The organism is Arthrobacter sp. NPDC058097 (genome assembly GCF_042884885.1).
Classification (GTDB): Bacteria; Actinomycetota; Actinomycetes; order Actinomycetales; family Micrococcaceae; genus Arthrobacter.
The window spans coordinates 1-11,482 of record NZ_JBHVSZ010000005.1 but is presented as its reverse complement, the minus strand read 5'-3'; the positions used below and the strand labels follow the sequence as shown (position 1 = coordinate 11,482).

The window sequence follows — 11,482 nt, the reverse complement described above, 5'->3', positions numbered from 1 at the left end:
CAGGTGTTCCACTGGGATATTTCTACAAGGGATAGAAAATGTCTCTTGTCTCTATCTTAGCCCCGCGAACAGGTCCTTTTCCGGCAGCTCGGAGGACACCTTGGACTGGATCAGCGTGTAGTCCTCCCAGGGCCAGACGCGCGCCTGCATCTCCGCCGACACGGCGAAGAAGAAGCCCAGCGGGTCCACCTGGGTCCGGTGGGCGCGGAGGGCGTCGTCGCGCGTTTCGAAGAAGTCGCCGCAGTCCACCTGGGTGGTGGTTTCATGCGTGGGCGGCGGCGGGGTGTGCCCTTCGGCGTCGGCCTCAAGCCAGGCGGCCAGCCGCTGGGCGTAGGGCGACTGGAGCCCTGCCTCCTCCAGCGCAAAGTGCAGGGCACGGAAGCGTTCGGGGCTGAAGGCGCGGTCATAGTAGAGCTTGCTTGGCTCCCATGCCTCCCCGGTACCCGGATACCGCGCAGGGTCGCCGGCGGCCTCGAAGGCCTCCACCGCAACCCGGTGCGCCATGATGTGGTCCGGATGCGGGTAGCCGCCGTTTTCGTCATAGCTGACCATGACGTGCGGCTTGAAGTCCCGGACCAGCCGGACGAGCGGGGCGGCTGCCCGTTCCAGGGGCTGCAGCGCGAAGCATCCGGGCGGCAGCGGCGGCAGCGGGTCACCCTCGGGCAGGCCGGAGTCCACGAATCCCAGCCAGCGCTGCCGGATGCCCAGCAGCCGGGCGGCCTCGTTCATTTCGAGGCGGCGGGCGCCTGCCATGTCGCGCTTTGGATGGGGCTCGGCCTCCATGGCCGGGTTCTGGATGTCGCCGCGCGATCCGTCCGTGCAGGTCGCGACCATAACGTCCACACCGGCCGCGGCGTACATGGCCATGGTGGCTGCGCCCTTGCTGGACTCGTCGTCCGGGTGGGCGTGGACTGCCAGCAGGCGAAGCGTGGACGACTGGCTGGTGGACGCTGTCATCTGGGACTGCTCCTCTTTCTCCTGGGGCTGACTGCAATGCTGGCGCCGGATTTTCCCCCGGATGATCGCCACTAAACTGGAAGGGTGACTACCGAGGACAAGCCGGGCACTTCCCAGCCTGCAGACATTAGCCTAGCCAATCGCTATGGCCGTCCAAAGCGCAGGCTGTCCCGAAAGGCCGGGCGCTGGGCGGTGATCGCGGCCCTGGCGATCGGGATGGGCTTCCTGGCCTGGGTCTCCACGTCCAATTCCATGGCGTCGGTGACATACAAGGACATCGGCTACCGGACCACGGATGCCACCCAGGCAGAGGTGGACTTCCAGGTGACGCGGGAGCCCGGCACCGCGGTCAAGTGCGCCATCAAGGCCCTCGATTCCAAGTTCGCAGTGGTCGGCTGGAAGGTAGTCGACATTCCGCCGGTGGACCAGGCGGCGCAGGGCCAGAGTGCCGACGGCGGGCGCACCCTCGCCCAGCGGGTTGTCCTCCGCACCGAATCGCAGGCGGTCTCGGGCGTCGTGGACAGCTGCTGGATCCCGAAGCCCGCTGCCTCCTAGGCCCCCGGGCCCACGCAACGCCCACAGAAACGGGCAGCAAAAAGAACCATGTGACCCACGCCGCTTGGTTATTGGGTTTACTCCACAGGATTGACTACAATGGATCAATACCTTTACCCCGCTGAGATGGTTACTGAGTTCCACAGGTGGCCACCGTGGCGGGGTGTTTGTTTGTAAGACCGCTTGTACACCCACTAGAGGAGAAGTCCGTGTCTACCACTAACAGCGCGCCTGCAGCTTGGCTTACCCAGGAAGCTTTTGACCGCCTGAAGGCAGAGCTGGACCACCTTTCCGGCCCCGGCCGCGCGGAAATCGTCCAGAAGATCGATGCTGCGCGTCAGGAGGGAGACCTCAAGGAGAACGGCGGCTACCACGCTGCGAAGGAAGAGCAGGGCAAGATCGAGGCCCGCATCCGCCAGCTGACCGTGCTGCTGCGCGACGCCCACGTCGGCGAGGCACCGGCCGACGACGGAATCGTCGAGCCCGGCATGATCGTCGTCGCCCACATCGCCGGTGACGAGGAAACCTTCCTGCTCGGCTCCCGCGAAATCGCCGGCGACTCCGACCTGGACGTCTTCAGCGAGAAGTCCCCGCTCGGTGCCGCGATCATGGGCCACAAGGAGGGCGACAAGCTCAGCTACACCGCCCCGAACGGCAAGGACATCTCGGTGGAGATCATCTCCGCCAAGCCCTACTCGGGCTAGTACCGCTTCCGTCCGCGGTCCCAGCAAACGCACGACGCCGGCCTCCCCACTCCGGGGACGGCCGGCGTCGTGCGTTAATCGCCTTGGTTATCCTTCGCCGCCAAGCGCGGCCGCGCGCCGCTGGTGCGCCTAACGGCGTGAGGCCCGTGCCCGCAGCACGACGGCTGCCAGGACGCCGCCCGCGGCGCCGCCGAGGTGGGCCTGCCAGGACACGTACCCTGCCACGTTCGGAATGATCCCGAAAAGGATGCTGCCGTAGGCCAGGAACAGCACCACCGAGAGCAGGATCTGCCACCAGCTGCGGTTGAAGAACCCGCGCACCAGGAGAAACGCGAACAGGCCGAAGACCAGGCCGGACGAGCCCACGGTGACCCCGCCGGCACCGAACAGCCAGACGGCCAGCCCCGAGCCCAGCCAGCTGCAGGCGACGGCCGTGAGGAAAACCCGGAGTCCGGACAGGAACACCAGGAACCCGAAGATGATCAGCGGCAGGGCATTGGACAGCACGTGGTTGAGGTTGGCGTGCAGCAGCGGGAAGGTGAACACGTCCAGGATGCCGTCGGCGCTTCTGGGCCGGAGCCCGAAGACGCCGTTCAGCGAGTGCAGCAGCACCGTGTTGAGCAGCTCGATGGCGAACAGCAGCACCACGAAGGATCCCACCACCAGCAGTCCGCCCTTCGCACGGGCGGCGGCCGTTTCCCTGGTGGCGGGCGCCTCTCCCGGGCTGTGCAGCATCCCGGCTCCTAGTGCACCACGATCGGCTGGAAGCCCTCCGCGCGCAGGGCGCCGAGGACCTGTTCGCCGTGCTCGTGGCCCTTGGTTTCAAGGTTCACCGTGATGGAGACGTCGCCCATGCTGATGGACCCGCCCACGCGGGTGTGGTCAAGGCCGGTCACGTTGGCGTCGTTCTCGGCGATGATGCGCGCGATGGTGGCCAGCGAACCCGGGCGGTCATCGAGCATCATCCGCACGGTCATGTACCGGCCGGCGGCGGAGAGGCCCCGCTGGATCACCTTGAGCATCAGCATCGGGTCGATGTTGCCGCCGGAGAGGACGACGGCGGTGGTCCCCGGGTTCTCGATCTTGCCGTCCATGAGGGCAGCCACGCCCACCGCACCGGCAGGCTCCACCACCATCTTGGCGCGTTCCAGCAGGAAGATCAGGGCCCGGGCCAGGGAGTCTTCGCTGACGGTAACCACATCGTCTACCAGCTCGCGGATGATGCTGAACGGCAGCTGCCCGGGCCGGCCCACGGCAATGCCGTCAGCCATGGTGGACACCTTCTTGAGCGGCACCAGGGCGTCTGCTGCCAGCGACGGCGGGTAGGCGGCCGCGTTTTCTGCCTGCACGCCGATGATGCGGATTTCGCGGCCGAGTTCCTTGGCGCGGGCCTTGACGGCCACCGCGACGCCGGCCAGCAGGCCGCCGCCTCCGACGCCCATCAGGATGGTGTCGACGTTGGGGACCTGTTCGAGGATCTCCAGGCCCAGGGTCCCCTGGCCGGCCACGACGTCCACGTTGTCGAAGGGGTGGACGAAGACCGCTCCGGTATCGTCGGCGTACCGCTGGGCCTCGGCGAGGGCCTCATCCACGTTGTGCCCGTGCAGGACCACTTCGGCGCCGTGGCTGCGCGTGGCGGCGAGCTTGGGCAGCGCGACGCCGAGCGGCATGTAGATCCGGGCCTTGATGCCCAGGCTCTTGGCGGCGACGGCCACGCCCTGCGCGTGGTTGCCGGCGGAGGCCGCCACCACGCCGCGCTTCTTGTCGGATTCGGAGAGGCGGGCCATCCGCACATAGGCGCCGCGCACCTTGAAGGAGCCGGCGCGCTGCAGGTTCTCGCACTTGAAGTAGACCTCGCCGCCCACCATGCCGCCCAGGGCCCGGGAGGATTCCACCGGGGTCCGCGCAATAATCCCGTCCAGCAGCTTCTGCGCCTCAAGGACATCGTCCAGCGTGACGGGAAGGCTTTCAGGGGTGTTCACGAACTATTCTCCTTTGGGTGATTCGACGTCGGCACCGGGGGCGGCGTTGCCGCCCGTGGCGCCGTGTGCAGTGCCGGCAGGGTTGCCGTGGCTGGAATGCGAGCCCGGCAGCCGGACGTCCCTGAAGGTGGTGTCCTCATCGGCAGAGGCCAGGTCTGCGGTACCCGCGGCAGCCGGCACAAGTTCATGTTCCCACGTTCTGGCGGCAATATACCGAATCGCCGAATTTGCTACGGCCAGGATGGGCACCGAGAACAGGGCACCGGGGATGCCGGCCAGGTAGGAACCGGCGGCAACGGACAGGATCACGGCCACCGGATGCAGGGCGACGGCCTTGCCCATGACCAACGGCTGCAGGATGTGGCTTTCCAGCTGCTGCACCAGCAGCACGATGCCCAGCATGATCAGCGCATTGACCGGACCGTTGGCCACCAGGGCGAGCAACACCGCGATGACACCCGTCACGAGCGCGCCCACCACGGGGATGAAGGAACCAATGAACACCAGCACGCCCAGCGGCAGTGCCAGCGGGACACCGATGATAGCGGCGCCGACGCCGATGCCGACGGCATCCACGAAAGCTACGAACAGCTGGATCCGCGCGTAGCTGACCATGGACGTCCAGCCGCGCCGGCCGGCGCCGTCGGCCGGGACGCGCGCCTGCCGCGGCAGGAGCCGGACCAGGAAGGACCAGATGCGGCTGCCTTCCAGGAGGAAGAAGATCAGGATGAACAGGGCCAGGACAAGTCCCGCCGCGAAGTGCCCCGCAGTGCTCCCGAAGGACAGTGCGCCGCTAAGGATGCTGCTGCTGTTGTTCTGCAGCGCGGCCGTGGCCTCCTTGATGTACTGGTCGATCTGGGTGGCAGTAAGGTGAAGCGGGCCCTCGGCCAGCCAGTCCTGGACCTGCTGGACACCGGTCAGCGCCTGGCCCCACAGCTCCTGGAATCCGAGGGCCAGCTGCCTGCCCACGAGGGCCAGGGAGCCGGCGATGAGTCCGATGAAGCCCAGGACCGTGATGGCGACCGCGGCCCCGTTGGGGATGCGCGACTTCCGCAGCCACCCCACCACCGGGCTCAGCAGGCCGGCCAGCAGCGCCGCCACCATGACGGGAATGATGAGGAAACTGACCTTGGCCAGCAGCCAGACCAGGGCCCCGGTCATCAGCAGGATCAGGCCCAGCCGCCACGCCCATGCCGCCGCTATGCGCACCCCGTAGGGGATGTCCTGCTCCAGGTCACGGTCGGTGCGGATGCGCCGCGGCTCCAGCCGGCCGAAGGGCCGGGCCGGGTTTGCTGTACTTGCCCTGCCCGTGGCACCGGCGCTCGTCGTGGCTGCGCCGGCGCTGCCCGTCGCGCTGGCACTCGTGTTGGCGGCGTTCTCTGGTGTGGCGTCCCTTGCTGGCGTCATAGCCCAATACTTCCCTAGCCGCCCGGCTATGGGAAACAGGGCTCGCCCGTCCTAGCCCAGGTCGGCGCGGATGCCCCACGTGACGGTGAACGAGTCCCCGGGCGCCAGCCAGCGGAGGCTGTCCCCGGAGTTGAAGGCATTCGCCGGCCCCGTCATCGGTTCCAGTGCCACAGCCGCGGGCCGGCCCGGGTAGATGCGGCTGACGAACACGTGGACAAACGGGCACGTCTCGTCCTGCCACAGGCTCACGCTGCGGCCGTCCGGCGCCGTCAGCGTGTGGCGGGCGATCCCGCCGTCGAACTTCAGATCCGTCAGGGCGGCGTCGAGATCCAGGTCCCCCACGGTCCTGCCCTGCCGAAGGTCGCTGTCCGCGGATACAGGTTCCGAGCTGCGCGGGATGAGGCGTTCGTCCGCCACCAGCCGCGTCGCGGCGTCCACCGTCAGCGTGAGCTCCTCGGAGGGGACATCGCCGATCCGGAGGTACGGGTGGGCGCCCAGCACGAACGGCGCCTCGGCTTCGGAGTCGTTGACCAGGGTCTGCCTCACCTCCAGGCCCAGGTCTTCTGCCAGGGAGTACTCCACGCGGTGCCGCACCAGGAACGGGTAGCCGTGCTGGGGGAACACCGGCGCCTCGAGAGTCACGGCAAACTCGGATTCAGCGACGAGGGAGTACGACGCATTCCGCAGGAGCCCGTGGCTGGCATTGTTTTTGGAAACCTCGGTGATGTCCAGCTGCTGCTTCTTGCCGTTCAGGTGCCAGACGCCGTCCTCCACCCTGTTCGCCCAGGGCGCCAGGGTGATGCCCGTGGCGCCGGGCGGAATGTCGGAATCCCCGTAGGACTCCGTCAGCTGGACCTCCCCGCGGCTGTACCACCGCAACCCGGCAGCCAGCTCGGTGACCACGGCGAGCGCGTCGCCCCGCCTGAGCTCGTACTGCCTGCCCGTGGCGTAGCGCCGCTGGGTCCTCGGGGATTCGCTGGTCTCGGAAGTCATGCCGGAAGTCATGGACCTACCGTACAACGCACACAGCACCGCGCACGCGCGCCCGCCAGGACCAGCACTTGTTATCTTTTGTTAGAAACTATTTGTTTTTGAGCGTTTTGTGCCACAATGGGAACAGGCACAAACAGTGACGGGGCTCACGCGATAACCAGCGGCCCACCCGGCCCGCCGAGCCCCTCGGCGGGCCGGGTCAACAGGAAAGGAGGAGCAGCGTGCTCGCAACACAGCGGCAGCACCTCATCCTCCAGGAACTCGACGCCGAAGGCACCGTCCGGGTGGCCGAGCTCGCAGAGCTGCTCCGCGTCTCCGAGATGACCGTCCGGCGCGACATCGATGCGCTCGACGCCGGGGGCCTGCTGCTGCGGGTCCACGGCGGCGCCACCCGCCCGGCCGCCTTTAGCGCCATTGAACCGGGGTTCGGCGCGAAGTCGGCCCGGGAAGCGGACGCGAAACGGGCCATCGCCGCGGAGGCGCTGACGCTGCTCCGCCCCGGCATGACCCTGCTGGTTTCCGGCGGCACCACCACCCACGAACTCTCGCGGCTGCTCCCGCGGGATCTCGGGCTCACGGTGGCCACCAACTCCCTCATGGTGGCCAGTGCGCTGGCGCCGGACAGCCAGGGAGGCAACCGCGCGGACGGCGGAATCCGCACCGTGGTCCTTGGCGGCCAGCGCACGCCGTCCGAGGCCCTTGTGGGTCCGGTGACGGTGCACGCCCTGGACGGCCTGCACGCCGACCTGTGCTTCATGGGCGTGCACGGCTTCGACCCGAAGGCCGGCATCACCTCGCCGAACCTCCTCGAGTCCGAGGTCAACGCCGCCATGATAGCGGCATCGGACAAGCTGGCCGTGCTCGCCGACGCCACCAAGTACGGAACCGTGGCGCTTGCCGGGATTGCCCCGCTGTCCGCCGTTGGCGTCCTCATCACCGACGACCGGATCAGCACAAGCCCCGCCGGCCCTGACGCCGAGAGGCTGCTCCGGCAGTCCGTCGGCGAGCTGCGGCTGGCACCCATGAAACAAACCCCGGCCCCCTCTGCACCAGACCCAACTACTCTCCCTCCCAGCCTCCCGGACGGCCAGCCGCCGTCGGCTACCGCGTTCAAAGGACACGACGCATGACCCACATCACCAGCACCCAGCTCGCCGACGGCCGCGAATTGCTCTACTTCGACGACGCCGGCTCAACCCGCGCGCGCTCCGTTGAAGAGGCTCCGGACCGCAGGGACCTTCCGCCCCGCGGGGAGCCCGGCGAAGTCAGATATGACGCGCTGACCGGCGAGTGGGTGGCGGTGGCGGCACACCGGCAGACACGCACCCACCTGCCGCCCGCGGACCAGTGCCCCATCTGCCCCACCACGGACTCCAACCCGTCCGAGATTCCCGCGCCGGACTACGACGTCGTGGTGTTCGAGAACCGGTTTCCCTCCCTCGGCCCGGCCCTGGGTCCGGTCCCCGCCAACCCGGGCTGGGGCACCACCGGGCCGGCCTTCGGGCGGTGCGAGGTTGTCACCTTCACCCCGGAGCACACGGGATCCTTCAGCGGCCTGAGCGAGACCCGGGCCCGCACCGTGGTGGAGGCCTGGGCGCACCGGACGGCGGCACTCAGCGCGCTGCCCGGCATCAAACAGGTTTTTCCGTTCGAGAACCGGGGTGCGGACATCGGCGTCACCCTGCACCACCCGCACGGCCAGATCTACGCCTACCCCTACGTCACGCCGCGCGGCGCCGTCATGGGCGCCGCCGCGCGCAGATTTTATGACGACGCCGGCGGGCGGCAGACGCTGACCGGCTCGCTGCTGCGCTCCGAACGGGAGGACGGCAGCCGGATGGTGATGGAAAGTGACAGCTTCAGCGCGTATGTTCCGTTCGCTGCCCGGTGGCCGCTGGAGATCCACCTCGTTCCGCACCGCCAGGTCCCGGACCTGGCCGGGCTGACCGGGGAGGAGAAGGACGAGCTGGCCCACGTCTACCTCGACCTGCTGAAGCGACTCGATGCCCTCTACCCCACTCCGACGCCCTACATTTCGGCCTGGCACCAGGCCCCGGTGGATGACCTGCTGCGCCCCGCCAGCTACCTGCACCTGCAGCTGACCTCCCCGCGCCGCGCGGCGGACAAGCTCAAGTTCCTGGCCGGTTCCGAGGCGGCCATGGGCGCCTTCATCAACGACACCACCCCGGAACTGGTGGCGGAGCGGCTCCGCTCGGTGACCGTTCCGGCATCCCCGGCCGAGGCGCTCGCTCCGGCTGCACCCGGCCTGATCGAACCTGACCTCACCCAAGGAGCCCACGCATGACTGCCCCCGCCACCGCCACCGACCTCGAGGCCCGGTTCTCCGCTGCGTTCGGCCGCCAGCCCGACGGCGTGTGGCAGGCCCCCGGCCGGGTCAACCTCATCGGCGAGCACACGGACTACAACGAGGGCTTCGTGCTGCCGTTCGCCATCGACAGGACCGCCCGCGTGGCCGTGGGCGTCCGCCCGGACTCAACCATCCGGCTGCTCTCGACCTACGGCGACCAGGGAGTCACAACGGCGGACACCGCTTCACTGGAGGCCGGGAGGGCAAAGGGCTGGACCAAGTACCCGCTGGGCGTCATCTGGTCCCTGCAGCAGCGCGGCATCGACGTTCCCGGGCTTGACCTGCTGCTGGATTCCGATGTGCCGCTCGGCGCCGGGCTGTCCTCCTCGCACGCCATTGAATGCGCGGTGATCTCGGCGCTCAACGACCTCACCGGCGCAGGCCTGGCCCCGGAGGACATGGTGCTGGCCACCCAGCGCGCGGAGAACGACTTCGTCGGCGCGCCCACGGGCATCATGGACCAGTCCGCGTCACTGCGCGGCTCGAAGGGCCACGCCGTGTTCCTGGACTGCCGCGACCAGAGCGTGCAGCTGGTCCCCTTCGAGGCCGAGGCCGCGGGCCTGGTCCTGCTGGTCATCGACACCAAGGTCTCCCATTCCCATGCCGACGGCGGCTATGCCTCCCGCCGGGCGTCCTGTGAGCTCGGCGCCGAAGTGCTGGGCGTCAGGGCGCTGCGCGACGTCACGCCGGGAGATCTGGAAGAGGCCAGCGGACTGCTGGACGAGGTCACGTTCCGCCGCGTCAGGCATATCGTCACCGAGAACGACCGTGTGCTGCAGACCGTCGAAGTCCTGGGGCAGCAGGGTCCCTCGGCCATCGGCGACCTGCTCGACGCCAGCCATGCATCCATGCGCGACGACTTCGAGATCTCCTGCGCCGAACTGGACCTCGCCGTCGACACCTCCAGGGCGAACGGTGCGATCGGCGCCCGGATGACCGGCGGAGGTTTTGGCGGCGCCGCCATCGCCCTGACTCCGGTGAGCGAGGAGCAGCAGGTGCGTGCCGCCGTCGTACGGGCCTTCGCGGAGGCGGGGTACACGGCACCGGAAATCTTCACGGTCACCCCGGCAGCCGGGGCGATGCGGCTGGCGTAGCGCCCCGCTGTTAACAGACCCGGCGGCGGGCGTAGGCTGGTCGCATGTCTGAGGCAGTCATTGTTTCAACCGCCAGGAGCCCGATCGGCCGCGCCTTCAAGGGCTCACTGAAGGACGAGCGGCCGGACGATATGGCAGCCGCCATGGTCCGGGCGGCGCTGGCCAAACTGCCGGCGTTCGACCCCACCGGGGACAGCGGGCCGGGCCTGGACGACCTGTACCTCGGCTGCGCCGAACCGAGCGGCGAGGCGGGCTCCAACATGGCCCGCGTCGTCACCATCCTCACCGGCCTGGACAACGTGCCCGCCGCGACGGTCAACAGGTTCTGCGCCTCCAGCCTGCAGACCCTGCGGATGGCCTTCCATGCCATCCGCGCGGGCGAGGGGCAGGCGTTCGTGGCGGCCGGCGTCGAAGCCGTGTCGCGCTACCAGGACTGGGCCGGCGCGGGCGAGACCGGGGCCCGGAACCACAACCCGCTGTTCGAGCCGGCCCGCCAGCGCACGGCCGCGCGCGCCGAGTCGAACACGCCGTGGACGGATCCGCGGCTGGGCGGCCGGATGCCGGATATCTACATCGCCATGGGCCAGACCGCCGAGAACGTGGCCACGTCCTACGGGATCAGCCGCGCGGACCAGGACGAGTGGGCCGTGCTGAGCCAGAACCGGGCCGAGGCCGCCATTGCCTCCGGCTTCTACACCCGCGAAATCACGCCGTACGAGCGGCGCGACGGCACGGTGGTGGACCGGGACGATTCGCCGCGGCCGGGCGTGACCCTCGACGCCGTCGGCGCCCTGCAGCCGGTTTTCCGCCGGGAGGGCACGGTCACGGCAGGCAATGCGTGCCCGCTCAACGACGGCGCCGCCGCCCTGGTGGTCATGAGCTACGACCTGGCCCGCGACCTGGGGCTGGAACCGCTGGCCAAAATCGTCTCCACCGCCGCCACCGCCCTGTCCCCCGAACTGATGGGGATGGGCCCGGTGGAAGCCTCCCGGCAGGCGCTGGCCCGGGCCCGCCTGGACATGCACGACATCGACCTCGTGGAGCTCAACGAGGCCTTCGCCGTGCAGGTGGTGGCCAGCGCGCGCGAACTGAAGATCGACCCCGAGAAGCTCAACGTGCACGGCGGCGCCATCGCGCTGGGCCATCCGTTCGGCATGACCGGCGCCCGGATGACCACCACACTGCTCAACGGCCTGCGCGAGAAGGACGGAACGCTGGGCCTCGCAACCCTGTGCGTCGGCGGCGGGCAGGGCATGGCCGTGGTGCTGGAGCGCCTCACCTAGCCTCGTCCTTTGGAGTTTTTGTCCACTTGTCGCGACTTTAGAACCGGCAAAGTCATATGGTCGTAGCAACGCTCTGATAGATGGAGCGTTCAGATGCCAAAGTTGTTTCCCGTCAGTGCCCGTGGTGATTTCCTCGATT

Annotated in this window: 11 protein-coding genes; 6 read left to right on the top strand and 5 right to left on the bottom strand. The window is 68.7% G+C overall.

The window, feature by feature from the left end; genetic code table 11:
- Window positions 1-51: 51 nt before the first annotated feature.
- Window positions 52-957 (bottom strand): mycothiol conjugate amidase Mca, encoded by a 906-nt coding sequence (mca, locus tag ACFVTE_RS10080; protein WP_387099800.1) that lies wholly within the window; start codon window positions 955-957, stop codon window positions 52-54.
- Between the two features lie 84 nt (window positions 958-1,041).
- Between mca and ACFVTE_RS10075 the strand changes: the two genes are divergently transcribed.
- Window positions 1,042-1,512, top strand: a complete 471-nt coding sequence (locus ACFVTE_RS10075) for a DUF4307 domain-containing protein (RefSeq protein ID WP_387099797.1) — start codon at window positions 1,042-1,044, stop codon at window positions 1,510-1,512.
- Between the two features lie 209 nt (window positions 1,513-1,721).
- The gene (gene greA / locus ACFVTE_RS10070; protein WP_387099794.1) at window positions 1,722-2,216 is read left to right on the top strand and encodes a transcription elongation factor GreA; all 495 of its coding nucleotides are present in this window, start codon (window positions 1,722-1,724) and stop codon (window positions 2,214-2,216) included.
- A gap of 129 nt (window positions 2,217-2,345) precedes the next feature.
- On the opposite strand, the gene ACFVTE_RS10065 is transcribed toward greA, so the two are convergent.
- The 4 genes from ACFVTE_RS10065 to ACFVTE_RS10050 are packed head-to-tail and all read right to left on the bottom strand — an operon-like array spanning window position 2,346 to window position 6,598.
- On the bottom strand, window positions 2,346-2,951 hold the full coding sequence (locus tag ACFVTE_RS10065) for a rhomboid family intramembrane serine protease (RefSeq protein ID WP_387099791.1): 606 nt from the start codon (window positions 2,949-2,951) through the stop codon (window positions 2,346-2,348).
- Between the two features lie 8 nt (window positions 2,952-2,959).
- Window positions 2,960-4,198: a threonine ammonia-lyase gene (gene ilvA / locus ACFVTE_RS10060; RefSeq protein WP_387099789.1), complete on the bottom strand. Its 1,239-nt coding sequence runs from the start codon at window positions 4,196-4,198 to the stop codon at window positions 2,960-2,962.
- Between the two features lie 3 nt (window positions 4,199-4,201).
- Window positions 4,202-5,605, bottom strand: a complete 1,404-nt coding sequence (locus tag ACFVTE_RS10055) for an AI-2E family transporter (RefSeq protein WP_387099786.1) — start codon at window positions 5,603-5,605, stop codon at window positions 4,202-4,204.
- A 51-nt stretch (window positions 5,606-5,656) separates the two neighbouring features.
- Window positions 5,657-6,598 (bottom strand): aldose 1-epimerase family protein, encoded by a 942-nt coding sequence (locus tag ACFVTE_RS10050; protein ID WP_387099784.1) that lies wholly within the window; start codon window positions 6,596-6,598, stop codon window positions 5,657-5,659.
- 221 nt (window positions 6,599-6,819) lie between these two features.
- Here ACFVTE_RS10050 and ACFVTE_RS10045 point away from each other — a divergent pair, with 221 nt between their 5' ends.
- The 4 genes from ACFVTE_RS10045 to ACFVTE_RS10030 are packed head-to-tail and all read left to right on the top strand — an operon-like array spanning window position 6,820 to window position 11,343.
- Window positions 6,820-7,728 carry a DeoR/GlpR family DNA-binding transcription regulator gene (locus ACFVTE_RS10045; protein WP_387099781.1) on the top strand — a complete coding sequence of 303 codons (909 nt, stop codon included), beginning with the start codon at window positions 6,820-6,822 and terminating at the stop codon, window positions 7,726-7,728.
- On the top strand, window positions 7,725-8,903 hold the full coding sequence (gene galT, locus ACFVTE_RS10040) for a galactose-1-phosphate uridylyltransferase (protein ID WP_387099778.1): 1,179 nt from the start codon (window positions 7,725-7,727) through the stop codon (window positions 8,901-8,903). Before ACFVTE_RS10045 ends, galT begins: the two co-directional genes overlap by 4 nt.
- Window positions 8,900-10,060 carry a galactokinase gene (gene galK, locus ACFVTE_RS10035; RefSeq protein WP_387099775.1) on the top strand — a complete coding sequence of 387 codons (1,161 nt, stop codon included), beginning with the start codon at window positions 8,900-8,902 and terminating at the stop codon, window positions 10,058-10,060. Before galT ends, galK begins: the two co-directional genes overlap by 4 nt.
- 44 nt (window positions 10,061-10,104) lie before the next feature.
- Window positions 10,105-11,343: an acetyl-CoA C-acetyltransferase gene (locus tag ACFVTE_RS10030; RefSeq protein ID WP_387099772.1), complete on the top strand. Its 1,239-nt coding sequence runs from the start codon at window positions 10,105-10,107 to the stop codon at window positions 11,341-11,343.
- Window positions 11,344-11,482: the final 139 nt, after the last annotated feature.

Bases quoted from the DNA above. Each gene is read 5' to 3' on its own strand.
- mca (WP_387099800.1), bottom strand. From the start codon at position 957: ATGACAGCGTCCACCAGCCAGTCGTCCACGCTTCGCCTGCTGGCAGTC.
- ACFVTE_RS10065 (WP_387099791.1), bottom strand. From the start codon at position 2,951: ATGCTGCACAGCCCGGGAGAGGCGCCCGCCACCAGGGAAACGGCCGCC.
- ACFVTE_RS10055 (WP_387099786.1), bottom strand. From the start codon at position 5,605: ATGACGCCAGCAAGGGACGCCACACCAGAGAACGCCGCCAACACGAGT.
- ACFVTE_RS10050 (WP_387099784.1), bottom strand. From the start codon at position 6,598: ATGACTTCCGAGACCAGCGAATCCCCGAGGACCCAGCGGCGCTACGCC.
- galT (WP_387099778.1), top strand. From the start codon at position 7,725: ATGACCCACATCACCAGCACCCAGCTCGCCGACGGCCGCGAATTGCTC.
- galK (WP_387099775.1), top strand. From the start codon at position 8,900: ATGACTGCCCCCGCCACCGCCACCGACCTCGAGGCCCGGTTCTCCGCT.
- ACFVTE_RS10030 (WP_387099772.1), top strand. From the start codon at position 10,105: ATGTCTGAGGCAGTCATTGTTTCAACCGCCAGGAGCCCGATCGGCCGC.